Source organism: Micromonospora sp. NPDC048830 (assembly GCF_043198215.1).
Taxonomy (GTDB): Bacteria; Actinomycetota; Actinomycetes; order Mycobacteriales; family Micromonosporaceae; genus Micromonospora.
Genome location: NZ_JBICUP010000019.1, coordinates 1 through 21,903, shown reverse-complemented (window position 1 = coordinate 21,903; position 21,903 = coordinate 1). Strand labels below are relative to the sequence as shown.

The window sequence follows — 21,903 nt, the reverse complement described above, 5'->3', positions numbered from 1 at the left end:
TACCCGCCGCCCCGGAGAAGCTAACCCGCCGGTCGTTAGCGCGGGCGCCCGCAGGGTAAGGGAAACCAGTGGCGATTGTGGAGAAAGTGATCGGGGCTTCCCCGCAGCAGGTGTTCGACGTCCTCGCGGACGGCTGGACGTACAGCGACTGGGTGGTGGGCACCGCGCACATGCGCGACGTCGACGACGCCTGGCCGGCGGTGGGCGCCCAACTGCACCACCGGGCCGGGCCGTGGCCGCTCTCGATCCAGGACGCCTCCACCGTGCTGGCCTGCGAGCCGCCGCACCGGCTGGTGCTGCGGGCCGGGCTGTGGCCGGCGGGCGAGGCGGTCGTGTCCTTCACCCTGGAGCCGGTCGACGGCGCCGCCGCGACCCGGGTCCGCATGGCCGAGGACTTCGCCGCCGGCCCGCTGCGCCTGGCCCGCAACGCGCTCGGCCACCTGGTGTTGCGCCAGCGCAACAGGGAGACGCTGCGCCGGCTCGCCGACATCGCCACCCGACAGAAGGCGGACCGATGACCAGGACGGTGATGATCACGGGGGCCAGCGCCGGGGTCGGTCGGGCGGTCGCCCGGGCGTACGCCGAGCGGGGCGCCCGGCTGGGGCTGATCGCCCGGGGCGCGGCGGGGCTGTCCGGCGCCGAGCGGGACTGCCGGGAGCGGGGCGCCGCCGACGTGCGGGCGTACCAGGTGGACGTGGCCGACGCCGGCGCGGTGCAGCAGGCCGCCGACGACCTGGTGCACCACGCCGGCGGGTTGGACGTCTGGGTGAACGACGCGATGGTGTCGGTCTTCGCCCCCGTCTGGGAGATCACCGCCGCGGAGTTCCGGCGGGTCACCGAGGTCAACTACCTGGGCACCGTGCACGGCACGCTCGCCGCGCTGCACCACATGCGCCCGCGCGGGCGCGGGGCGATCGTGCAGGTGGGTTCCGCGCTGGCCTACCGGGGCATTCCGCTGCAGTCGGCGTACTGCGCGAGCAAGCACGCGATCCAGGGCTTCAACGACTCGCTGCGCGCGGAACTGCTGCACGACAGCCCGGGGGTGAAGCTGTCGATGGTCCAGCTGCCGGCGGTCAACACCCCGCAGTTCTCCTGGGTGCGTACCCGGCTTCCCCGACATCCCCAGCCCGTGCCGCCGATGTTCGCCCCCGAGGTCGCCGCCCGGGCGGTGCTCTGGGCCGCCGAGCACAACCCCCGCGAGCTGAACGTCGGCGGGCCGACCTGGCAGGCCCGCGTCGCCAACGCTCTGTTCCCCGGCCTGCTCGACCGCAAGCTGGCCCGGGACGGCTACGACAGCCAGCAGACCGACACCCCGATCGACCCGGCGACCTGGCGGGACAATCTGGACCGCCCCCGCGACGAGCACACCGACCACGGCGCCGACGGGGTCTTCCCGGACCGGGCCCGCACGCGGTCGGCGGCGCTGTGGGTGAGCACCCACAAGCCCGTCCTGTCCGCGGCGGGCGTGCTCACGGTCGCCCTCGCGACCGCCGGCCTGGCCCGCCGCCCACGCTAGCCCGGCGATACCGGAGGCGCGCCGCCGAAGGCGTCACGCGTGTGCATGGGGAGCCGTTATGACCCGGAAGGGCCAACTGGCTACCCTCTCAGGTGACCCTGTCGGCAAACCGAGGATGTCCGTCATGATCGAACCCGTGCAGTTGCCCGCCCCCTGGCGGGACGCACGCCTGACCGTCGTGGTGCCCACCTACAACGAGGCGGGAAACCTGCCGGTGCTGGTCGAGCGGCTCCTCGCGCTGCCCCTGCCCGGCCTGAAGGTGCTGGTCGCCGACGACAACTCCCCGGACGGCACGGGCGAGGTCGCCGACAAGCTCGCCATCGAGCACCCCGACCGGATCGAGGTCGTGCACCGCGCTGGCAAGGAGGGCCTCGGCCGGGCGTACGTGGACGGAATCGGCCGCGCGCTCGACGGCGGGGCGGAGTACGTCGCGCAGATGGACGCGGATCTGTCCCACCCGCCGGAGGCGCTGCCGGGCATGCTCGGCGCGCTGCTGTCCACCCAGGCGGGCGTGGTGATCGGCTCCCGCTACGTCCCCGGCGGCGAGCTCGACGAGGCGTGGCCGCTGTACCGCCGCGCGCTCAGTGGCTGGGCCAACCTCTACGTGCACACGCTGCTGCGGGTGCGCATCCGCGACCTCACCGCCGGCTTCAAGATCTGGCGGGCCGACGCGCTGCGCGACATCGGTCTGGACCGGGTCCAGTCGAACGGCTACAGCTTCCAGGTGGAGATGCACTACCTGGCCACGAAGCTCGGCCACACCATCCTCGAGGTGCCGATCCGGTTCGAGGAGCGGCGCGACGGCATCTCGAAGATGACCACCGCCACCAAGATCGAAAGCGCCCTGATGCCGTTCAAGCTCCGCACCCGCCACCGCAACATCCAGCGCTGACGCCCGCCGCGCGCCGCCGGCCGGGTCCACCCGCCCTGCCGGCCGCCCCGCCTGCCCGCCGCTCGGCCTGCCCGCCGCCCTTCCGGCGGCCGGGTCTGACCGACGGCGGGCGGGCGCGGACCGACGGCGGGCGGGCGCGGACCGACGGCGGGCGGGCGCGGACCGACGGCGGGCGGGCGCGGACCGACGGCGGGCGGGCGGGCGGCATGGAACCGCTTGCTATTGGCGCTACCCTCCGCCACCACCGCACCCGCCCCTCGCCGCCACTACGCACCGTCGCCGACGCTGCCGGCACCCACACGCCCTGCCGCTCCCTTTGCTCTGCACCCGCCACCGCAGCACGGCTCCATACTGGGCCTCCGACGTCCAACCGTGGCGGCACGCGCGCGGGCGGCAATGACGGAGGGTGACTGTTGCGCCCACGGGTGCAGAGCAAAGGGGCCGCACGTCCAGGTGGCATGCACGCGGTCGATGACACCGTGTAATCGGTACACATCGGTGGGGCGGGCGGGCAGCCGCGCGCGGGAGACCGGGCGGGTCGAGGGCCGGAGCCCGCGGGAGGACCAGGCCGAGCCGCCGGGTGAGGCCAGCGGGAAGCGCCGCCCGGGCCGGCGTCAGCGGTAGATCACGTCGTGGGCCGCGGCGATCGTGCGCGCGTACAGGGCGCCCGTGACGGCCCGGTCCCGGGCCAGCGCGGCCCGCGCGGCGTTCGCGCCCGGCGCGCCGTGTACGCCCCCGCCGGGGTGCGCCGAGGAACTGGCGAGGTACAGCCGGTCGACCGGCGTGTCGGCGCGACCCAGGCCGGGGATCGGCCGCAGGAACAACTGCTGGTACGCCGCCGAGGTGCCGCCGCCGATCGCCCCGCCGACCAGGCTCGGGTCGCCCCGCTCCAGGTCGGCCGGGCCGGCGACGTGCCGCCCGACGATCCGGTCGCGGAAGCCCGGGGCGGCGGCCTCCAACACGTCCTCCATCCGGTCGACGTGCGCGGCGACCTCCTCGGCCCGCCAGGTCCGCCGGAACGGCAGGTGGGTGTACGACCAGAGCGACTCGGTGCCGGCCGGCGAGTGGCTCTGGTCCGCCACGGTCATCTGCCCGACCAGCAGGAACGGATGCTCCGGCAGCTCGCCCCGGGCAAGCGCGGCGGCGTACGTGGTCAGGCCGTCCAGATCGGCGCCCACGTGCACGGTGCCGGCCCCGGCCACGGCCGGGTTGGTCCAGGGCACCGGTCCGGACAGCGCCCAGTCGACCTTGAGGGTGGAGCCGTCCCAGCGGAAGTGCGCCAGATCCGCCACCAGCCGGGGCGGCAGCGCCGCCGGGCCGACCAGGTCCAGGTAGAGCGCCGGGGCCGGGACGTCGGCGAGCACCGCCCTGCGGGCCCGCCAGGGGGTGCCGCCGACGGTGCGCACGCCCATGGCCCGGCCCCGCGCGGTCAACACCCGCTCCACCCGCGCGCCGTAGAGGATCCGCCCGCCCCGCCCGGTGAGCCGGGCGACCAGCGCGTCGGTGATCCGCTGCGCCCCGCCGACCGGCACCGGCCAGCCGACCTGCTGGCCGAGCATGGCCAGCAGCCACCCGTACACCCCGGAGCCGGCCTCCTCCGGGGACAGGTCGGTGTGCAGCGCGCAGCCGGCCAGCAGCAGCGGCCCGCCCTCGCCCTCGAACAGCTCCTCGCCGAGCCTGCGGGCCGGGACCAGCAGCCGGCGGGCCAGCCGCAGCGCCCCGCCGACCCGCAGCCGGCGCAGCACGCCGACCCCACCGCGGATCGGCGGGAACGGGCTGGTGACGGCCTCCAGCATCGACTCGGCGACGCGGCACCAGTCGGCGTACGCACGGCGCCAGCGCTCGGCGTCGGCCGGGGCGAACTGCGCCAGCGAGGCGGCGGTGGCGTCGACGTCCCGGTTGAGCACCGCCGCCCGCCCGTCGGGCAGCAGGTGGGCCAGTACGTCGGGCGCGTGGGTCCAGGTCAGGCCGTACCGGTCGAGGCCCAGGGCCGCCAGCACCGGGGAGGCGTACCCGAGGGGGTAGAAGGAGCTGTACAGGTCGCTGAGGTAGCCAGGGGCGGTCACCTCGGCCGAGCGCACCGCCCCGCCCGGCGCGGCGGTGGCCTCCAGCACCAGCACGTCCCAGCCGGCGTCGGCCAGCAGGTTCGCGGCCACCAGCCCGTTGTGCCCCGCCCCGACGACGACGGCGTCCGCGCTCTGCGCGCCGGTCGGGGCGCTGGTCGGGGCGCTGGTCGGGGCGCCGGTCGAGTTCATCCGGTCCGGCTACCCTGCCCGTCCCGCGGCGAAACGCGTTTGCCCGGCGGGCGCCGGGGCATCCACCGCCGCATGTACAACGTTGCGCAGCTCATCGGTGGAGTGTGGGGCGCGGGTGGCCAGGGGGGCGAACTGGTCGTGCACGACCCGGCCGACGACAGCCCGGTCAGCACCGTGCCGGTGGCGACGGCGGACGAGGTCGGCAAGGCGGTGGAGGCGGCGCGGGGCGCGGCGACGGAGTGGGCTGCGACGGACGCCGCGGAGCGGGCGGCGGCGCTGCGCCGGGCCGCGGACGCGGTGGAGGCCGCCGCCGAGGAGCTGGCCGAGGCGGTCACCGCCGAGATGGGCAAGCCCGTCGCGGACGCCCGGGGCGGCGTCGAGGCGGGCATCGGCACCCTGCGGCAGTACGCGGAGCTGGCCCCGGTGCGCGGCGGCCGTACCCTGCTCGGCGGGGGCCACGCCATCGACTTCATGACCCCACAGCCGCGCGGCGTGGTCGCCGCGATCACCCCCTGGAACGACCCGGTGGCGGTCTCCTGCGGGCTGCTCGGCGCGGCCCTGGTCACCGGCAACGTGGTGCTGTACAAGCCGAGCGAGCGGACCCCCGCGACCGGGTGGCTGCTGGCCCGGGCGCTGGACTCCGCGCTGCCCGCCGGGGTGCTGTCGCTGCTCACCGGCGGCGGGGAGGTCGGGGCGGCGCTCGCCGGGAGCGAGGTGGACGTGGTGGCGCACGTCGGTTCGACGGCGACCGGCCGGACGATCGCTGCGGCCACGGCCCGCACCGGGGCGAAGGCGCTGCTGGAGAACGGCGGCAGCGACCCCCTCGTCGTCGACGCCGACGTCGACCCGGTCTGGGCCGCCGAGCAGGCCGCGCTGGGCGCGTTCGCCAACGCCGGGCAGATCTGCGTGGCGGTCGAGCGGATCTACGTGCACCGGGACGTCGCCGAGGACTTCGTGGCGGCGCTCGTCGGGCGGGCCGAGGCGCTGCGGACCGGCCCGGGCCGGGACCCGGAGACACAGCTCGGGCCGCTGGTCGACCGGCGCCACCGCGACCACGTGCACGGGCAGGTGACGGCGGCCGTGGCCGAGGGGGCCCGGGTCCGCACCGGCGGCACGATCCCCGACGGACCGGGCGCGTTCTACCCGGCGACCGTGGTCACCGACTGCCGGCACGAGATGCCCCTCGCCCGGGAGGAGACCTTCGGGCCGGTCGCCCCGGTGGTGGTCGTCGACTCGTTCAGCGAGGCGCTGAAGTGCGCCGCCGACTCCCCGTACGGGCTGGCGGCGACGGTCCTCACCGGCTCGATGAGCCACGCCCAGCGGGCCTGGCGGGAGCTGCCGGTCGGCACCGTGAAGATCAACGCGGTCTTCGGCGGGGCACCCGGCGGAGCCGCCCACCCGCGTCGGGCCAGCGGCCAGGGCCACGGGTACGGGCCGGAGTTGCTCGACGAGTTCACCGCCACGAAGGCCGTCCACATCGAGGCCCCCGGCGGGGGCCACTGGTGACCCCCGCCGGGCGTCGGTCAGTCGCCCCGGGCCCTGCGGGTCTCCCGGTCGTTGGCCTTCTGGATGGCCTTGACCAGCTCGGGCTTGGTCATCCTCGAACGCCCGGGGACGTCGAGCTTGCGGGCCACCCCCATCAGGTGCTCCTTCGGGGCGTTGGCGTCCACGCCCGCCGCCGTCGGGGCGCGCCGGGCCGGACCGCCGCCGGCCGCCTGACGGTCGCTGGGGCCCTTGCGACCCTTGGGCTCCCAGTGGTCGCCCACCTTCTCGAACTCGTGCTTCAACGCGGCGAACGCGGTGCGGTGCGCCCGCTGTCCCTCGCCGTACGTCTGCACCGCCGAGTCGTGCGTCTTCGCCCAGGTACGCTGCGCCTTCGCCGGAGAGCGTCGCAGCGTGCTGGGCAATACCTCGCGCCCAGGCATGTCTCCTCCTTCTCGTCCGACGTCTCTTCGGATTGACCGTTCCCCCAGCCCGTACCGGCAAACCGGCCGGCGCGGCCCGGTACGGGTTTGTCGGTGTCCGCCCCCGGGTACCGGCCCGGCCAGGCACGCCGGGTGAGCGCACGCCGGGTGAGCGCACGCCGGGTGAGCGCACGCCGGGTGAGCGCACGCCGGGTGAGCGCACGCCGGGTGAGCGGGCGACCGGGGCGCCGGGTACCGGCCGGGCGAGGCGAGCGAGCAGGCGGCCGGCGAACGGGCGGCCGGGGTTTCAGGGGGCGGGCATGGCGACGACGGCGGAACCGGGCACCGCGCCCGGCGGGCAGCGGGTACGACTCCCCCGGAGGATCCGCCAGCTGAGCTGGCGCACCTGGCGCGGCGTGCTGGTGCGCAGCGGACGCAACTTCGTCACGGACAACTGCGCGGACTGGGCCGCCGCGCTCACCTACTACGGCGTGCTCGCGCTGTTCCCGTCCGCGATCGTGGTGGTGGCCCTCGTCGGCCTGGTCTCCGACGGCGAGCGGACGGTGGACACGGTCATCGGCCTGGCCCGGGACGTCGGCGCCGGCTCGGTGGTCGGCAACGACGCCTTCGTCGGCGTGGTGCGGGGCGTGGTGGACAAGCAGGGCGGCACGTCGGCGTTGCTCAGCTTCGGCCTGCTCGGCGCGCTGTGGTCGGCCTCCGGGTTCATCGGCGCGTTCACCCGGGCGTCCAACGCCATCTACGGGGTCGTGGAGGGCCGACCGTTCTGGCGGCTGCGACCGCTGCAGATCGGCCTGGCGGCCGTGTCGCTGGTGCTGCTGGCCGTGGTGGCCACCGGGCTGATCGTCAGCGGTCCGGTCACCGACGCGGTGGGCGACCTGCTGCACGCCGGCGGCCTCGCCCGTACGGTGTGGAGCGTCGCGAAGTGGCCGGTGCTGGCCGCGGTGATGATGGTGCTGCTGTCGCTGCTGTTCTGGATCGCCCCGAACGTGCGGCAGCCGCGGTTCCGCTGGCTCACCCCGGGCGGGGCGGTCGCCCTGCTCTCCTGGGCGCTCGTTTCCTTCGGCTTCGGCCTGTACGTGGCCAACTTCGGCTCGTACGACGTGACGTACGGCAGCCTCGGCGCGGTGATCGCGTTCCTGGTCTGGCTCTACCTGTCCAACTCGGCGCTGATGCTCGGCGTGCAGATCAACGCCGAGGTGCAGCGGGGGCGGGCGCTGCAGGCCGGCGACCCCGACCCCACCGAGCCGGTCCTGCCGCCCCGAAGCAAGGCCTCCCCCTGACCCGCCCGCCGGCGGCAGCCGCGCCGTTCCGTTCGAACCAGGGCCTCCCCCTGACCCGCCCGCCGGCGGGCCTACCGCGGTTTACCGGCGGTCCCCCCGGGTAGCGCAGAAGGCATGGAACGTGGCAGCAGCAAGCACGCCCCCAGGGTGGACGAGCAGATGAGCCAGGAGGTCAGCGGCCTCGTGCAGGGGCCGGGGACCGGTGGCTCCCGGGTCGAGGAGTCCCGGGTGCCGGAACCGGCGGGCGAGGACCAGCCGGAGGCCACCACGGCGCCGGCGGGCGAGCTGCGCAGCGGCGCCCCCAAGGGGATGAGCTCCCGGGACGTGGAGGAGCGCAGCCGGTTGGGGCGGTTCATCACGATGACGGCGCTGCCGGGCGACCGGGAGGTGCTGGTCGCGAACGCGCTCGCCAACGCCGCTCCGGACGACCTGGTCACCGCCCTGCGGGGCCTGCCGCCCGACACGGTCTACCAGACGGTGTCCGAGGTGTGGGCCGCGCTCGGGAACAAGAACGAGACGACGCGCTGGTGACCCGGGTCGCCGCCCGACCCGACGAGGCGCCGGCGCAGGAAGGAGGGACCGCCGATGAGCGGTGTCACCGAGCACGTGGACGTGGCCGTCCCGGTCCGGACCGCGTACGACCAGTGGACCCAGTTCGAGGAGTTCCCGCACTTCATGGAGGGGGTGCGGGAGGTCCGGCAGCTGACCGACACGATGACCCACTGGACGGTCGAGATCGCCGGGGTCAAGCGGGAGTTCGACGCCGAGATCACCGAGCAGCTCCCGGACGAGCGGGTCGCCTGGCACTCCACCGGCGGCACGCGGCAGGCGGGGGTGGTGACTTTCCACCGCCTCGACGAGGGCAACACCCGGGTCACCCTCCAGCTGGAGTTCGAGCCGCACGGCGTGGTGGAGCAGACCGGCGACAAGCTGGGCCTGGTCGACCGCCGGGCCAAGGGCGACCTGGAGCGGTTCAAGCAGTTCATCGAGCGCCGCGGTCAGGAGACGGGCGCCTGGCGCGGCACCGTCGCCCGCCCGCAGCCCTGAGATCCCCCCGACCCGAGCCGAAGGTGGCCGCCGGCATCCGGCGGCCACCGCCGTGTCCCGGTCCGGCCCCGGAGCCGGGCGGCCGTTTGCGATCACCCGGCCGGGGTACCGCGAGAGCATGACGGACAACGACAGCCACGTGTGGCGCGACGAGGACGACCTGCCCCTGGAGCAGCTGGACCGGGTGGTCGCCCGGTCGACGCCCGACGGGCAGGCCGACGACGTGACCGGCGGCGACGCGGGCGGGGAGGCGGCGTTCGGGCACGGCCCGGAGGCGGTCGACCGGGGCGCGGCGCCGCCCGGGCGGGAACGCCAGCGGACCGACCCGGACCGGGCGTACCGGCCGTCGACGACGGGCCGCACCGGACCGGACGTCTGAGCCCGCCGCCCGCCCCGCCCGGTCGGCGCGGGCGGGACGGGACGGGAACGCCGGCCGGCCCTCAGGGTCGCGGGCGGGACGCCACGCGGTGCAGGACGACCAGGGCCACGGCGAGCACCAGCAGCGCGGGCCCGAGCGCCTCGACCGAGGTGCGCCCGAGCAGTACGCCGATCCCGGTGGGCACCACCGATCCGCCCAGCCCGGCGGCGGCGGTCTGCACGCCGATGGTCCGGTCCGCGTGCGCGGCGCCCACCCGCTCGGCCGTGTTGAGCGTGAGCAGCGGGAAGACCGGGGCGGCGGCGAAGCCCAGCACCAGCAGCCCGGTCACCGCGACCCAGGCGGGCGCGGGCAGGGCGACCAGCGCCGCACCGGCGGCCATCCCGAGCAGGCTCCCGCGCAGCACCCGCGCCGGGCCGAGCCGCTCGGCCCCGATCCCCTGCACCACCCGCCCCACGAACAGGCTCCCCCAGTACCCGGACACGGCCACCCCGGCCACCCCGGCGGTCAGCCCCCGCCCTTCGGTGAGCAGCAGGAACGCCCACAGTCCGGTGCCGATCTCGATCGCCACGTACACGACGAAGGCAACCGCGCCCAGCCACACCGCCGGCAGGCGCAGGGTGTCGCGGGCCCGGACGGGGGCGACCGCCGCGGCGGGTGCGTCCCCGTCCGGGCCCGCCGGCCCCCGGTTCCGCCAGGCCCGCACGGTCAGGGCGAACGCGGCCGCGAGGGCGAGCTGGACGGCGGCGACCACGCCGTACCCCCAGCGCCAGCCGAGGCCGGTGCCGAGCACCCCCGTCATGATCAGCGGGCCGACGGCCACGCCGAGGCCGAAGAAGGCGTGCATCCAGTTCATGTGCCGCGGGCCGTACACCCCGGCCGCGTACGCGTTGAGTCCGGAATCGATCGCGCCGGAGCCGAAGCCGAGCAGCAGCGCACAGCCGGTCGTGACGGCCACCGCGGGACTGGTGGCGTAGCCGGTGAGGGCGAGGCTGGTCAGCAGGGTGCTGCCGGCGAGCAACGCGCCGACGCCGAGGCGGGCCAGGGTGAACCCGGCCAGCACGCTGGAGGTCAGGTAGCCGGTGGTCCCCGCCATGAGCAGCAGACCCACCGCCTCGGTCGGCACGCCGAAGTCCGCGCGGATGGACGGCCAGCCGACGCCGAGCAGCCCGTCGGGCAGGCCGAGGCTGGCGAACGCGAGGTAGGCGAGCAGAAGCAGGGACGCACGGGGCGAGGAGGCGCGGGGCGGGGAGGGGGCCACGGGGCACCATCCTGCCCCAGTTCCGCAGCAAGGTCAGCCCCGGTGTCCACCTCCCCCGAAACGACAAGAATCGCTGGCCGAACGGTCAGGAGAACGGACAGGTCAGCCAGAATCGCCTGATGGGCTGACGGCGATCAGGGGCCGTCGCGTAAGACTTTCGGGATGCAACAGGGCTCCGGCTTCCTCACCCCTCGTCAGCGCCGCCTCGCCTGGCTCGGCTTCCTACTCGCCGCCGTCCAGGCGCCGATCGCCGCCAAGCTGGTCTCCGACGACTCGTGGCTGTTCAGCCTCTGCGTCGCCCTGATGGTGGCCACCCTGATCATCGCGGACGACACCGCCCGGCGCCGCCCGGCCGGCGCGCGCTCCTCGGACTGACCTCCGGCGGCGGCGCCCCGGATCGGGCTCAGCCCTCCGCGCCCGGGCGCGCCTCGTGACCCGGGCGGCCCGGGGTGCGCCGCCGCTCGTCGGGTCCGTCCTGCCGTCCCATCCGTACCTCCTGTCGGCCGCGCCGCGCGGTTCGCGTGGTTCCCGTCCCGCCTCGCCGCGTTTCCCTTCTGCCCCACGGCGGCCGGGTCAATCCCCTCGGCCGGGACCGAGCGATGGGTGGGCGACCCGCTACCGGCCGACCGGCCGACGCGGCTCCTGGACCGGCCGGATAGCCTCGATCCTCATGCGTGTGCCGTTCAACCGGGTGGCTGCCCCCTCCGTCACGGACCCCGCCGGCGCCGTCCTCGCCGCGCTGGCCGCCTCCCTCGGCACCGCCGGGCTCGCCGCCGCGGCGACCCGCCCCGGGCTGCACGCCGAGATCGACCAGCACGCCGCGGCCGTGCGCGACAGCCTCGCCGGGGACGTCCGGCCGCTGACCCGCGCCGCGCTCGCCGGGTACGCCGAGGGCGTCCGGTCGGCGGCACGGGAGCACGGCTGGCAGCCGCCCGTCGGCCCGACCGACTGGTCCGCGCCGGACTGGCTGCTCACCCGCCTGCTCGCGGTCTGCGCGCTGGCCGAGTCCCTGCCCACCCGCCCCCCGGCGCTGCCGCCCCTCTGAGCCGGCCCCGGAGGGGAGGGCACCGAGCCCGAGCGGGACGCCCGGAGCGCCCGCCCCGACCCGGCCGCACGGCGAGGAGGGCGCCCGCGCCTCGCGGACACCCTCCTCGCCTGGCGCTGCTCAGCCGGCCGGGCGCGGGAACTGCTGGGTTTCCTCGCCCCGGGCCCCGGACATCGACTCGGGCCGCGACATTGCGCGGGTGCGTTCGGCCGCCACCCGGTCGGCCATCTGCCGCTCCACGTCGCCGCGCCCGGCGGCCCGGGCCTCCCGGCGCTCCCGGATCGCGTGGGATTCCTCGGCGGCGCGGTTCAGCCAGTTCTCCCACCGGCTCTGCATCGGCTTCACCAGGCCGCCGCCCACGCCGACGACGAGGATGCCGGCCACCGTGGCGAGCACCGCGATCAGCACCGGGGTGGTCACCGTGGTGGCGATGCCCACCTGGTTCAGGGCAGCGATGATGCCGAGCGCCAGGATGAAGACCGCCGCCAGGTCGGCCAGGACCCGGCCGTAGGACAGCCCGCCCAGCGCGCCGGTGACCAGCTCGCGTACGGCGTTGGCGATGGCGGCGGCGATCACCACGATGACGATCGCGACGAACGCCCGCGGCAGCCAGGCGACCACGCCGCGGATCAGGTCGCCGATCGGATTCGGGCCCCACACCCCGAAGGCGAACTGCAGGGTGAACAGCAGGACGGCGTAGTACGCCAGTCTCGCCAGGATGTCGCTGGCGTCGTATCTGGTGCGTTCCAGCGCGCGCTTGACGCCGCCGCGTTCCACCCACCGGTCGAACCCGACCCGTTCCAGCACCCTGTCCACGATCTTGAGCACCGCTTTGGCGATGAGCCAGCCCACCACGAGGATCACGACGAACGCGACGGCCCTCGGGATGAACAGCAGCACGGACCTCCAGAAGTCGGTCAGGGCGGTCCCGATGTTGACCTGCCCGACCGCGAGGGTTGTCGGCATGGTGTCCCTCCTGATCGCACGAAACTTCGGCGGGCGCATACCCCGCCCGTCGGGCGACACGCGGCCCGATCCGCCCGAATTTCCCGACATCTCCTCCGAAAGGGGCCGTGACCTGCCCCGACATGGCTCGGGGGTGGCCGAACCCGCGGCCGTCGCACGCCGCTCGGCGACGCGATCGGACCGTTCGGCGCAGCGTCCAGCTAGGCTGCGGACATGCCAGGCACCGTCGGGCGAGTCCCCACGCCAACCACGCCCGCCGGGGAGCCCGCCGGCTCCGACGCGGCCGGCGTCGTTCCCGGCCACCGCTGGGCCGGCACGGCGTTCGGCCCGCGGCAGGGGTGGGACCCGGCGGTACGGGTGGTCGTGGACCTGGTCCTCGCCTCCCCGGTCCCGATGGCGTTCGCCTACGGCGACGACCTCCGGCTGCTGTACAACGACGGGTACGCCGCGCTGCTCGGCGACCGGCACCCGGCCGCCATCGGCCAACCGGCGGCCGAGGTTTTCGGCGAGTCCTGGCACGAGCCGGGCGTCGGTGACGTGATCACGCGCGCGTACCGGCACGGGGAGTCGTTCCTGGACCGGGAGGCGGTGCTCGCGCACGACCGGCATCCCCCCGACGCCCGGCAGCAGGCCGCCTTCTCCCGCGGGCACTCCCCGGTCCGGGACGGCGCCGGGCGGATCGTCGGGGTGCTGACCGTCGCCGCCGAGACCAGCCAGGTCACGGAGCAGTTGCAGAGCCTGGGCGAGTTCGCCGCCGCGCTGGCCGGCACCCTCACCCTCGACGACGTCGCCCGCGTCGCCCTGCGCTACGCGCTCGCCTCGTTCGACGCCGACCGGGTCGCCTTCGGGGTGGACGACGGCGCGGGGTGGCGGACGGTCCGGCGGGTACGCGGGGAGCTGCTCGACGAGGCCGACGAGCGGCTGCCCCCGCTGTGGCGGCGACCACCCGCCGACTCCGCCGCCCCGCTGGTCGTGGCCGCGCGGAGCGGCGTGGCCCAGTACGTCGCCGACGGCCAGCCGCTGCACGGCATCGCCGCGGACCGGCACGACCAGAAGGTGCGGTCTCTGGCGGCGCAGCCGCTGCGCACCTCGGCGCTGCGCGGCGCGCTGACCGTCGGCCACCACCGGGCGCACCCGTGGTCGGCCGCCGAGCGGGCCCTGCTGGCGGCCTCGGCGGAGCTGATCGGTCAGGCCGCCGAGCGCGCCCGCCGGTTCGAGACCCAGCACGGCACCGCCCAGCTGCTGCAGCGCAGCATGCTCCCCGCGCGGCTGCCCGACCTGCCCCGGCTGCGCATCGCCGCCCGGTACGACCCCGGCGTCGACGGCAACGCCGCGGGCGGCGACTTCTACGACGCGTTCCTGCTGCCCACCGGGCAGCTCGGCGTCGTGCTCGGCGACGTGGCCGGCCACGACGTGCAGGCCGCCGCCCGGATGGGCCAGGTCCGGGCCGCGCTGCGCGCGCTGGCGCTGACCGACCCCCGCCCGGACGCCGTGCTCGCCGGCCTGGACCGCCTGGTGGACAGCCTCAGCACGGAGACCGGCACGCAGGAGCTGTTCGTGACGGTGGTGTTCGGCGTGATCGACGCGGACCGCGAGTTGCTCGCCCTGGCCAGCGCCGGGCATCCCGCCCCGCTGGTGCGGCGCTGCGCGCCCGACGGCGAGCCGGTGGCCGAGTACGTCGACCTGCCGCCCGGGGCCCCGCTGGGGCTGGGCTGCGCCCCGCGCACCGCCACCGTCCGCTTCGCCCCGGGGGACACGCTGCTGCTGTTCAGCGACGGGGTGGTGGAGCGGCGCTGGCAGGGCCTGGCGGCCGGGCTGACCGGTCTCGCCGCCGCCGTGGCCGGCGCCGCCAGCGGCGATCCGCGGGCGCTCTGCGCGGTGGCCACCGCCGCCGTGGACGGCGCCACCGAGGACGACGTGGCGGTGCTGGCCGTCGAGCACGCGCTGATGCCGAGCCGCTCGGCGAGCATGGAGGTGCCGGCGGAGCCGACCGCGCCGAGCCGGGTACGGCACTGGATGACCGCGCAGCTCACCGACTGGCAGGTGCCCGAGTCGGTGGTCGGCGCCGCCGTGCTGTGCACCAGCGAACTGACCACCAACGCGCTGCTGCACGCCGGCACGGCCGCCCGGGTCGACATCGACCTCAGCCCCGAACGACTGCTGGTGTCCGTGGCCGACTCCGGCACCCGGGGCACGGTGACCCGGGCGCAGACGGACACGTTGAGCAGCCGGGGGCGCGGGCTCGGCCTGATCGAGCAGCTCAGCGACGCGTGGGGCACCGACCCGACCGTACGCGGCTCGACGGTCTGGTTCGAGATCCTCATTCCGCCGCCGTAGGCACGCGTCGGCGCACTGCCGACCGGGTAGGAGGGGACGCATGAGCGCGGAGAAACCCTGCGGCGTCCTCCTCGACGTCGACGGCACCCTCGTCGACACCACCTACCTGCACACGGTGAGCTGGTGGGAGGCGCTGCGCCAGGCCGACCGGCCGGTGCCGATGGCGCTGATCCACCGGTCCATCGGCATGGGCTCGGACAATCTGCTCGATCACCTGCTCGGCCGGGAACGGGACCGGAGCGCGGACGCCCGGCTGCGCGACGCCCACGACAGCCTGTACGCCGAGTACTGGCAGCGGCTGACCCCGCTGCCCCGCGCCGCCGACCTGCTGCGGGCCCTGGCCGCCCGGGGCCTGCGGGTCGTGCTGGCCACCTCCGCCGCCGAGCACGAGGTCGGCGCGCTGCGCCGGGCGCTCGCCGCCGACGACGTGATCGACGAGGTGACCTCCTCGGCGGACGCCGACCGCAGCAAGCCCGCGCCGGACATCCTGGTCGCGGCGCTGGAGCAGTCCGGCCTGGAGGCATCCCGGGTGGTCTTCGTGGGCGACTCGGTCTGGGACGTCGCCGCGGCCGGCAAGCTGAACATCCCCTGCGTCGGCCTGACCTGCGGCGGCACCAGCCGGGGCGAGCTGGCCGGGGCCGGCGCGGTGGCCGTCTACGACGACCCGGCCGCGCTGCTGGACGCGCTGGAGGACTCCCCGATCGCCGCGCTGACCTGACCGTACGGCGGTCCGGGGATCGATTCCGGACACCGGCGCATACCGCGACGGCGGACGGGGCAAGGTCCGTCACCACCTGCCCGCGCGTCGCGGGCGCGGCCGGGAGGTGGTGTCGTGGAGCCGGTAGACGTCGCGTTCGCGGTGGTGGGCCTGGGCGCCCTGCTCGCCGGGATCCTGCCCCGGCTGCTGGAACGCCGGCCGTTGTCCATGCCGATCGCCTTCCTCGGCCTGGGCATGGTGGTCTTCCTGCTCCCCACCGGGCTGCCCAGGCCCGACCCGCTCGCCCACCCGGCGGTCGCCACGCACCTCACCGAGATCGGCGTGATCGTCGCGCTCATGGGCGCGGGCCTGAAGATCGACCGGCCGTTGAGCCGGGCACGGTGGTCGTCCGCCTGGCGCCTGCTGGCGGTGGCGATGCCGCTGTGCATCGCGGCGGTGGCGCTGCTCGGCTGGTGGTGGGCCGGGCTCGTGCCGGCCGCCGCGCTGCTGCTCGGCGCGGCGCTCGCCCCGACCGACCCGGTGCTCGCCTCGGACGTGCAGGTCGGCGAGCCGACCGACGTGGAGGACTCCGAGGACGAGGTGCGCTTCGCGCTGACCTCGGAGGCCGGCCTCAACGACGGGCTGGCGTTCCCCTTCGTGTACGCGGCCGTCGCGCTCGCCGCCGCCGGCCCCGCCCCGGCCGACTGGCTGGGCCGGTGGCTGGCCGTCGACGTGCTGTACAAGCTGGCCGTCGGCGTCGGCGGTGGGCTGCTGGTCGGCTGGCTGCTCGGCAAGCTGTTCTTCCGCGCACCGAGCAACCTGCGGCTGGCCCGGCACGCCGAGGGCTTCCTGGCCCTGGCCGCCACGTTCCTGGCGTACGGGCTGGTGGAGGTCGTCGGCGGGTACGGCTTCCTGGCCGTGTTCGTCGCGGCGCGGGCGATCCGGGCCGCGGAGCGTACCCACGAGTTCCACACCGTGCTGCACGACTTCGCCGAGCAGACGGAGCGGCTGCTCACCGTCCTGTTGCTGCTGCTCTTCGGCGGAGCGGTGGTCGGCGGCCTGCTGGCCCCGCTGACCTGGCCGGCGGCGCTGGTCGGGTTGGCCCTGCTCCTGGTGGTCCGGCCGCTGACCGGCTGGCTGTCGCTGCGGGGCGCGCCGGGCCGGCCGGCGGAGCACTGGGTGATCGCGCTGTTCGGCATCCGCGGCGTCGGCTCGTTTTTCTACGTGGCGTACGCGACGACCGAGCTGGACTTCCCGCAGGCCGACCTGGTCTGGGCCACCGTCGGGCTGGTGGTGCTCGTCTCGGTGGTGGTGCACGGGGTGGCCGCCACCCCGGTCATGCAGCTCCTGGACCACAGGGCCACCCGCACCCCCACCCACCCCTCCTCCCCGACCCATCCCTCCTCCCCCACCCCCACCCCCGCCTGACCTCCGCGATCTTGCGGTTTCGGCCCCGACGAACGGGGCAAATGCCGCGAACCAGGGGCCACAAGTGCAAGATCGCCGGGGGCGAGGGGCGGGGGCACGGGCACGCCCGCCCGCACCAGCTCGGCCGCGCATGCCACGCCGGCGATCCCCGCCCCGACCACCACGACCCGCGCCCGTTCGGCAACCACCGGGCGATGGTATGCGCGCCGGATGGATGCGCCGCCGAGCGGGGCGCGTGTCGGCCGCCCCACCTGGTATGCGCGCCGGACGGATGCACGCCGAACGGGGCGCGTGTCGGCCGCCCCACCTGGTATGCGCGCCGGACGGATGCACGCCGAACGGGGCGCGTGTCGGCCGCCCACCGAACGCCGGCCCCTGTGGAGCTGCCCCGCCTGTGCGCCCAGGACGCCGTGCCCCGTCTGTGCGGGCAGCTCCACAGGCAGCGGACCAGGCAGACCGCGCCGCGGACCAGGCAGCCCGCGCCGCGGACCAGGCAGCCCGCGCCGCGGACCAGGCAGCCCGCGCCGCGGACCAGGCAGCCCGCGCCGCGGACCAGGCAGCCCGCGCCAGCCGCGCTCAGCGGCGCGGTGGCAGGCGGTGCAGCTCGACCCGGCCGAGCCGCCCCGCCACCACCTCCGCCGTCAGGTAGGTGGCGTACGGCTGCCGGCGCCGGTCCGTCGGCGAGCCGGGGTTGAGCAGGCGCAGCCCGCCCGGGGCGACGCTGTCCCAGGGGATGTGCGAGTGGCCGAAGACAAGCAGGTCGCAGTCCCCGTACGCGGCGGCGCAGCGCTCCTCCCGGCGGGCGCTCGGGCCGGTCTCGTGCACCACCGCCACCCGGAGGCCGGCGAGGTCGACCCGGGCCACCTCGGGCAGCCGCGCCCGCAGCTCCGGCCCGTCGTTGTTGCCGTACACGCCGACGAGCCGGCGCGCCCGGCGCTGCAGCGCGTCCAGCAGCGCGACGTCGACCCAGTCTCCGGCGTGCAGCACCACGTCGGCGGCGTCGATCGCCGCCCAGAGCTGTTCGGGCAGGTCCCGGGCCCGCTTCGGGACATGGGTGTCGGCGGTGACCACCAGGCGCACGCCCACCATTGTCGCCCGAGCCGGGTGGGCGCGCGCCGCGTCACGCGCCCTGGCCCTGGTTCTGCATGAGGCCGCCGTCCATGAAGTACGTCGACCCCGTGACGTAGTCGGCGTCGTCGCTGGCCAGGAAGACCGCCAGCCTGCCGATCTCCTCGGGCTGGGCGGCCCGCTTCCATGGGATGCTCTGCACCTGTTCCTCCAGGTACTTCGGGTTGTCGATCGCCTCCTGGTTGAACGGCGTCAGCACCATACCGGGGCCGATGTTGTTGACGTTGAGATGCATCGGCGCCACCTCCAGGGCGAGGCTCTTGGCGAACTCCAGCAGCGCCCCCTTGCTGGCGTCGTAGTCGGCGCCGCCGGCCCGGGCCACCTCCTGGTGGATGGACGTGATGTTGATGATCTTCCCCCGACCACCCTGGTCCCTGCGGTGCCGCACGAAGCGGCGGGAACAGAAGAAGGCGCCGTACACGTTGGTCCGGATCGCCCGGTCCCAGGTCTCGGTGTCCAGGTCGGCGACGGGGATGCCGGAGGCGTCCACGCCGGCGTCGTTCATCAGCACGTCGAGGGTGCCGAACTCCGCCAGGGCCTCGTCGAACATAGCCTCGACCTGCCGCTCGTCGCTGATGTCGCCCTGCACCACCACGGCCCGCCGGCCCGCCTCGGCCACCTTGTCCCGGGTGTGGTTGGCGCCGGCGTGATCGTGCAGGTAGTGCACCACCACGTCGGCGCCCTCGCGGGCGAACTCGATCGCGGTCGCCTGGCCGATGCCCGAGTCCGAGCCGGTGATCAGGGCGGTCTTTCCCGCGAGCCGTCCGGTCATCGCTGCTCTCCCTCCGTACGTCCCGTACCGACGGGCACGGGCCGGCGCGGACGGTCCGCGCCCTGGCGTCGCCGCTCCGCCGCGTCGGTCAGCAGCCCCGCGGCGTTGATCAGTCCGATGTGCGAGAACGCCTGCGGGAAGTTGCCCAGCTGCTCCCCGCTGACCTGGTCGATCTGCTCGGCGTACAGCCCGAGGTCGTTGACCCGCGCCGTGAGCCGCCCGAACAGGGCGTCGGCGCGCTCCAGCTCGCCGGCCAGCGCCAGGCAGCCGACCAGCCAGAACGAGCAAATGACGAAGCCGGCCGGGTCGGTGTCCCAGCGGCGCAGCAGGCCGTCGCGGGACAGCGCGGCCTCGACCATGTCCATCGTCGAGCGCATCCGCGGGTCGTCGGCCGGCAGGAAACCCACCAGCGGCATGATCAGGACGGAGGCGTCCAGCTCGTCGGAGTCGAAGGCCCCGGTGTACGCGCCGAGCCGATCGTTCCAGCCCCGGCTCAGCACCGCCTCGCGTACGGCGTCGCGCGCCGCCGCCCAGCGGGCCACGTCCGCCGGGTCGCCGATGCGGGGGCCGAAGCGCACCGCCCGGTCCAGCGCCGTCCAGCACTGCACCTTCGACGACACGTAGTGCCGCTCGGCGTCCCGCGCCTCCCACATGCCGGCGTCGGGCCGGCGCCAGTCGGTGACCGCCTGGTCGGCCAGGTCGCGCAGCAGTTGGCGCACCTCCGGGGCCATCGGGTCGAGGTAGTGGCGCATCAGCCAGGCCGCGTCGAGGATCTCGCCGAGCACGTCGGTCTGCCGCTGCCGCCAGGCGTCGTTGCCCACGTAGACCGGCCGGCTGTCGGCGTACCCGGAGAGGTGGTCGAGGGGGTGCTCGGTGAGGTCCCGCTCCCCCTGGACGCCGTACATGATCGGCACCGGCTCGTCACCGATCCGGCCCATCGCCCGGGCCACCCAGGCGAACTGCCGGTTGGCCTCGTCCGGACAGGCCGCCCGCCAGAGCGCCTGGAGGGTGAGGCTGAAGTCGCGGACCCAGACGAAGCGGTAGTCGTAGTTACGGTCCCCGCCCAACTCCTCGGGCAGTGACGTGGTCGCCGCCGCGACGATCGCGCCCGTGGGCTGGTACGTCATGCCCTGCACCACCAGCGCGCTGCGCCGCACCTGCTCCGGGTACCGGCCGTGGTAGGGGTGCAGCCCCGCCCACGACCGCCAGCACTCGGCCGTCTCGGCGACCGCCCGCGCCGCGTCGGGAACCTGCGGCGGGCCGGAGTCGTACGTCGGGGCGTACCCGAGGGTGAAGCCGTACGACTCGCCGGCCCGGACGGTGAACCCGGCGGTCGCCTCCGCCTGTCCGCCCTCCACCGCAACGGGCACGTCGCCGCGCAGCCGCAACCGCTCCGCCCCGGCCGTGGCGTCGACCCCGCCGTCGTCCGCCATCAGGTAGGGGGTGACCCGGCCGTACTCGAAGCGCGGTCGGTACCGCAGCCGCACCGGCACCGCGCCGGACAGGCCCTCCACCAGCCGCGCCAGCACCCGGGGCGAGCGCAGCCCGATGTCGTGCCCGCGCGCGCCCGGCTCCAGCGCCAGCGCGTCCGTCACCGCCACCGACCCCGTCCGGGTCGTGAACACGGTACGCAGCACCAACGTGTCGTCCAGGTACGCCCGCTCGGCGCCGAAGTCGTCCTCGGGCCGGATGGACCAGTGCCCGGCGTCGTCGTCGAGCAGCCGCCCGAACACAGCCGGCGAGTCGAACCGGGCCGGACACCACCAGTTGACCGAGCCGGCGCGGTCCACCAGGGCCGCGCTGCGGCCGTCGGCCAGGAAGCCGTGCTCGGCGATCCGTCCGCTGTCCACGGCGGTGCCTACCCGTCAGCCCGCCGATCAGGCGCGATGGCGGCGACATGGCGGCGTTAGCGTGCGCCGGTGCGCGCTATGTCGGCGACATGGCGGTGTCCACGGATGTCCGGACGCCCGGTCCGCGCGGTGGCGGTATCCGGGCGAGGTGTTAACGCCCCGGCGGGGGCGGGAACCCGGGCGGCTGACGAAGGAGGAAGCTCATGGACAGACCCTCGAGCCAGACCGCCGCCTGGCGTCCCGGGATGCCGGGCCGCGACAACCTCCCGTCCGGTCCGGGGGGCCAGCCGGCGCCGCCCAGCGCCGACGGCCACGGGCCGGAGACCGGGGCGCCCACGGTGACGATCGGGTCGTACCCGGACTACCCGTCCGCCCAGCGCGTGGTGGACTACCTGGCCGACAACCGGTTCCCGGTGGAGCGCAGCAGCATCGTCGGGACGAACCTCACCCTGGTCGAGACGGTGCTCGGCCGGATGACCACGGGCCGGGCCGCCCTGATCGGCGCGGGCACCGGGGCCTGGTTCGGCCTGTTCATCGGGCTGCTGTTCGGCGTCTTCACCGGCGGGAACTGGGTCGCCGTGATCCTGGTGGGCCTGGTGGTCGGCGCGATCTGGGGCGCCGTGTTCGGCGCGGTGGCCCACGCTATCACCGGCGGGCAGCGGGACTTCACCTCGGCCAGCGCCCTGCGTGCCGGCCAGTACGCGGTCATCGTCGACGCGGACCTGGCCGACCAGGCCCGGCAGTTGCTGGGCCGGATGCACCTGACGCCGACCGGCGCCACGGCCCGCTGACCCCGCCGCGCCGCACGGGGTCAGCCGTCGTGGCGAGGCGGGCGTGCAGGTGTTCGTCGTACCGGATGCCGTCGCCGTAGCGGTACGACTCGCGCAGCGTGCCCTCGGCGGCGTAGCCGGGTCCAGTAGCAATGCCACGTAGCCTAATTTGATCATGGGGTTGGGCTGGGTCTTTGTGGATGGTCGGCGTGGTGGCGTGACCGGCGGGTCGGGTGCTGGTGTGCTTGCCGGTCATGTCCGAGACGGTGGCGGTGATGGCGGATCAGGTGTCGTTGGGGGTGCTGGTGTCCGCGGTGCCGCGGGATGCGGTGGACGCGGCGGTGGCCCGTTTTGGGGT

At 75.4% G+C, this 21,903-nt stretch carries 21 protein-coding genes and 1 pseudogene; 14 read left to right on the top strand and 8 right to left on the bottom strand.

Annotation, left to right across the window (positions count from 1 at the left end; all coding sequences use genetic code 11):
- The first annotated feature begins 68 nt into the window (after positions 1 to 68).
- The 3 genes from ACGFIZ_RS17705 (at position 69) to ACGFIZ_RS17695 (ending at position 2,408) form a co-directional block, all read left to right on the top strand.
- Positions 69 to 518, top strand: coding sequence for an SRPBCC family protein (locus ACGFIZ_RS17705; RefSeq protein WP_393420448.1), 450 nt, complete (start codon positions 69 to 71; stop codon positions 516 to 518).
- Positions 515 to 1,516 (top strand): SDR family oxidoreductase, encoded by a 1,002-nt coding sequence (locus ACGFIZ_RS17700; protein WP_393420446.1) that lies wholly within the window; start codon positions 515 to 517, stop codon positions 1,514 to 1,516. The genes ACGFIZ_RS17705 and ACGFIZ_RS17700 overlap by 4 nt, the downstream gene beginning before the upstream one ends.
- Before the next feature lie 124 nt (positions 1,517 to 1,640).
- The gene (locus ACGFIZ_RS17695; RefSeq protein ID WP_347669209.1) at positions 1,641 to 2,408 is read left to right on the top strand and encodes a polyprenol monophosphomannose synthase; all 768 of its coding nucleotides are present in this window, start codon (positions 1,641 to 1,643) and stop codon (positions 2,406 to 2,408) included.
- Positions 2,409 to 3,022: 614 nt separating this feature from the next.
- Here ACGFIZ_RS17695 and ACGFIZ_RS17690 read toward each other — a convergent pair.
- Positions 3,023 to 4,663 carry a phytoene desaturase family protein gene (locus ACGFIZ_RS17690; protein ID WP_393420444.1) on the bottom strand — a complete coding sequence of 547 codons (1,641 nt, stop codon included), beginning with the start codon at positions 4,661 to 4,663 and terminating at the stop codon, positions 3,023 to 3,025.
- A gap of 72 nt (positions 4,664 to 4,735) precedes the next feature.
- Here ACGFIZ_RS17690 and ACGFIZ_RS17685 point away from each other — a divergent pair, with 72 nt between their 5' ends.
- Positions 4,736 to 6,169, top strand: a complete 1,434-nt coding sequence (locus ACGFIZ_RS17685) for an aldehyde dehydrogenase family protein (protein ID WP_393420442.1) — start codon at positions 4,736 to 4,738, stop codon at positions 6,167 to 6,169.
- A gap of 17 nt (positions 6,170 to 6,186) precedes the next feature.
- Here the strand turns inward: ACGFIZ_RS17685 and ACGFIZ_RS17680 are convergent, their stop codons facing one another.
- Positions 6,187 to 6,588: a ChaB family protein gene (locus tag ACGFIZ_RS17680; protein WP_393420440.1), complete on the bottom strand. Its 402-nt coding sequence runs from the start codon at positions 6,586 to 6,588 to the stop codon at positions 6,187 to 6,189.
- 299 nt (positions 6,589 to 6,887) lie between these two features.
- Between ACGFIZ_RS17680 and ACGFIZ_RS17675 the strand changes: the two genes are divergently transcribed.
- The 4 genes from ACGFIZ_RS17675 to ACGFIZ_RS17660 all read left to right on the top strand — a co-directional run bounded on the left by ACGFIZ_RS17675 (position 6,888) and on the right by ACGFIZ_RS17660 (position 9,294).
- The gene (locus ACGFIZ_RS17675) at positions 6,888 to 7,868 is read left to right on the top strand and encodes a YihY/virulence factor BrkB family protein (RefSeq protein ID WP_393420438.1); all 981 of its coding nucleotides are present in this window, start codon (positions 6,888 to 6,890) and stop codon (positions 7,866 to 7,868) included.
- Between the two features lie 114 nt (positions 7,869 to 7,982).
- Entirely contained in the window at positions 7,983 to 8,399 is a 417-nt protein-coding gene (locus ACGFIZ_RS17670) for a DUF2795 domain-containing protein (protein ID WP_393420436.1), read from the top strand.
- 54 nt (positions 8,400 to 8,453) lie between these two features.
- Positions 8,454 to 8,915, top strand: coding sequence for an SRPBCC family protein (locus tag ACGFIZ_RS17665; protein ID WP_393420434.1), 462 nt, complete (start codon positions 8,454 to 8,456; stop codon positions 8,913 to 8,915).
- 118 nt (positions 8,916 to 9,033) lie between these two features.
- Positions 9,034 to 9,294, top strand: coding sequence for a hypothetical protein (locus tag ACGFIZ_RS17660; RefSeq protein WP_347669216.1), 261 nt, complete (start codon positions 9,034 to 9,036; stop codon positions 9,292 to 9,294).
- 61 nt (positions 9,295 to 9,355) lie between these two features.
- On the opposite strand, the gene ACGFIZ_RS17655 is transcribed toward ACGFIZ_RS17660, so the two are convergent.
- A complete protein-coding gene (locus tag ACGFIZ_RS17655) occupies positions 9,356 to 10,552 on the bottom strand; it encodes an MFS transporter (protein ID WP_393420432.1) in 1,197 nt (398 codons plus the stop codon).
- A gap of 162 nt (positions 10,553 to 10,714) precedes the next feature.
- On the opposite strand from ACGFIZ_RS17655, the gene ACGFIZ_RS17650 reads away from it, so the two are divergent.
- Both ACGFIZ_RS17650 and ACGFIZ_RS17645 read left to right on the top strand, forming a co-directional pair.
- Positions 10,715 to 10,927, top strand: a complete 213-nt coding sequence (locus ACGFIZ_RS17650; protein WP_393420430.1) for a hypothetical protein — start codon at positions 10,715 to 10,717, stop codon at positions 10,925 to 10,927.
- Positions 10,928 to 11,222: 295 nt separating this feature from the next.
- Positions 11,223 to 11,597, top strand: a complete 375-nt coding sequence (locus ACGFIZ_RS17645; RefSeq protein WP_393420428.1) for a DUF6401 family natural product biosynthesis protein — start codon at positions 11,223 to 11,225, stop codon at positions 11,595 to 11,597.
- 120 nt (positions 11,598 to 11,717) lie between these two features.
- On the opposite strand, the gene ACGFIZ_RS17640 is transcribed toward ACGFIZ_RS17645, so the two are convergent.
- Entirely contained in the window at positions 11,718 to 12,563 is an 846-nt protein-coding gene (locus ACGFIZ_RS17640) for a hypothetical protein (protein ID WP_393420426.1), read from the bottom strand.
- 213 nt (positions 12,564 to 12,776) lie between these two features.
- On the opposite strand from ACGFIZ_RS17640, the gene ACGFIZ_RS17635 reads away from it, so the two are divergent.
- The 3 genes from ACGFIZ_RS17635 to ACGFIZ_RS17625 all read left to right on the top strand — a co-directional run bounded on the left by ACGFIZ_RS17635 (position 12,777) and on the right by ACGFIZ_RS17625 (position 17,025).
- Positions 12,777 to 14,900: a SpoIIE family protein phosphatase gene (locus tag ACGFIZ_RS17635; RefSeq protein WP_393420425.1), complete on the top strand. Its 2,124-nt coding sequence runs from the start codon at positions 12,777 to 12,779 to the stop codon at positions 14,898 to 14,900.
- A 40-nt stretch (positions 14,901 to 14,940) separates the two neighbouring features.
- Positions 14,941 to 15,618: an HAD family hydrolase gene (locus ACGFIZ_RS17630; RefSeq protein ID WP_393420424.1), complete on the top strand. Its 678-nt coding sequence runs from the start codon at positions 14,941 to 14,943 to the stop codon at positions 15,616 to 15,618.
- Between the two features lie 114 nt (positions 15,619 to 15,732).
- Positions 15,733 to 17,025 carry a cation:proton antiporter gene (locus ACGFIZ_RS17625; RefSeq protein ID WP_393420422.1) on the top strand — a complete coding sequence of 431 codons (1,293 nt, stop codon included), beginning with the start codon at positions 15,733 to 15,735 and terminating at the stop codon, positions 17,023 to 17,025.
- Between the two features lie 576 nt (positions 17,026 to 17,601).
- Here the strand turns inward: ACGFIZ_RS17625 and ACGFIZ_RS17620 are convergent.
- The 3 genes from ACGFIZ_RS17620 to ACGFIZ_RS17610 are packed head-to-tail and all read right to left on the bottom strand — an operon-like array spanning position 17,602 to position 20,775.
- Positions 17,602 to 18,105, bottom strand: coding sequence for a metallophosphoesterase family protein (locus ACGFIZ_RS17620; protein ID WP_393420420.1), 504 nt, complete (start codon positions 18,103 to 18,105; stop codon positions 17,602 to 17,604).
- Positions 18,106 to 18,145: 40 nt separating this feature from the next.
- Positions 18,146 to 18,925 carry a glucose 1-dehydrogenase gene (locus ACGFIZ_RS17615; RefSeq protein WP_347670519.1) on the bottom strand — a complete coding sequence of 260 codons (780 nt, stop codon included), beginning with the start codon at positions 18,923 to 18,925 and terminating at the stop codon, positions 18,146 to 18,148.
- The gene (locus tag ACGFIZ_RS17610; RefSeq protein ID WP_393420418.1) at positions 18,922 to 20,775 is read right to left on the bottom strand and encodes a glycoside hydrolase family 15 protein; all 1,854 of its coding nucleotides are present in this window, start codon (positions 20,773 to 20,775) and stop codon (positions 18,922 to 18,924) included. The genes ACGFIZ_RS17615 and ACGFIZ_RS17610 overlap by 4 nt, the downstream gene beginning before the upstream one ends.
- A 203-nt stretch (positions 20,776 to 20,978) precedes the next feature.
- Between ACGFIZ_RS17610 and ACGFIZ_RS17605 the strand changes: the two genes are divergently transcribed.
- Positions 20,979 to 21,566, top strand: coding sequence for a general stress protein (locus tag ACGFIZ_RS17605; RefSeq protein WP_393420416.1), 588 nt, complete (start codon positions 20,979 to 20,981; stop codon positions 21,564 to 21,566).
- 16 nt (positions 21,567 to 21,582) lie between these two features.
- On the opposite strand, the pseudogene ACGFIZ_RS17600 reads toward ACGFIZ_RS17605, so the two are convergent.
- Positions 21,583 to 21,678 (bottom strand): annotated as a pseudogene (locus ACGFIZ_RS17600) (N-acetyltransferase); the annotation flags it as partial.
- Positions 21,679 to 21,903 lie beyond the last annotated feature (225 nt).

Excerpts from the sequence above, each read along its gene's own strand:
- ACGFIZ_RS17700 (WP_393420446.1), top strand. The coding sequence starts at position 515 with ATGACCAGGACGGTGATGATCACGGGGGCCAGCGCCGGGGTCGGTCGG.
- ACGFIZ_RS17695 (WP_347669209.1), top strand. The coding sequence starts at position 1,641 with ATGATCGAACCCGTGCAGTTGCCCGCCCCCTGGCGGGACGCACGCCTG.
- ACGFIZ_RS17690 (WP_393420444.1), bottom strand. The coding sequence starts at position 4,663 with ATGAACTCGACCGGCGCCCCGACCAGCGCCCCGACCAGCGCCCCGACC.
- ACGFIZ_RS17685 (WP_393420442.1), top strand. The coding sequence starts at position 4,736 with ATGTACAACGTTGCGCAGCTCATCGGTGGAGTGTGGGGCGCGGGTGGC.
- ACGFIZ_RS17680 (WP_393420440.1), bottom strand. The coding sequence starts at position 6,588 with ATGCCTGGGCGCGAGGTATTGCCCAGCACGCTGCGACGCTCTCCGGCG.
- ACGFIZ_RS17675 (WP_393420438.1), top strand. The coding sequence starts at position 6,888 with ATGGCGACGACGGCGGAACCGGGCACCGCGCCCGGCGGGCAGCGGGTA.
- ACGFIZ_RS17670 (WP_393420436.1), top strand. The coding sequence starts at position 7,983 with ATGGAACGTGGCAGCAGCAAGCACGCCCCCAGGGTGGACGAGCAGATG.
- ACGFIZ_RS17665 (WP_393420434.1), top strand. The coding sequence starts at position 8,454 with ATGAGCGGTGTCACCGAGCACGTGGACGTGGCCGTCCCGGTCCGGACC.
- ACGFIZ_RS17660 (WP_347669216.1), top strand. The coding sequence starts at position 9,034 with ATGACGGACAACGACAGCCACGTGTGGCGCGACGAGGACGACCTGCCC.
- ACGFIZ_RS17650 (WP_393420430.1), top strand. The coding sequence starts at position 10,715 with ATGCAACAGGGCTCCGGCTTCCTCACCCCTCGTCAGCGCCGCCTCGCC.
- ACGFIZ_RS17645 (WP_393420428.1), top strand. The coding sequence starts at position 11,223 with ATGCGTGTGCCGTTCAACCGGGTGGCTGCCCCCTCCGTCACGGACCCC.
- ACGFIZ_RS17640 (WP_393420426.1), bottom strand. The coding sequence starts at position 12,563 with ATGCCGACAACCCTCGCGGTCGGGCAGGTCAACATCGGGACCGCCCTG.
- ACGFIZ_RS17635 (WP_393420425.1), top strand. The coding sequence starts at position 12,777 with ATGCCAGGCACCGTCGGGCGAGTCCCCACGCCAACCACGCCCGCCGGG.
- ACGFIZ_RS17630 (WP_393420424.1), top strand. The coding sequence starts at position 14,941 with ATGAGCGCGGAGAAACCCTGCGGCGTCCTCCTCGACGTCGACGGCACC.
- ACGFIZ_RS17615 (WP_347670519.1), bottom strand. The coding sequence starts at position 18,925 with ATGACCGGACGGCTCGCGGGAAAGACCGCCCTGATCACCGGCTCGGAC.
- ACGFIZ_RS17605 (WP_393420416.1), top strand. The coding sequence starts at position 20,979 with ATGGACAGACCCTCGAGCCAGACCGCCGCCTGGCGTCCCGGGATGCCG.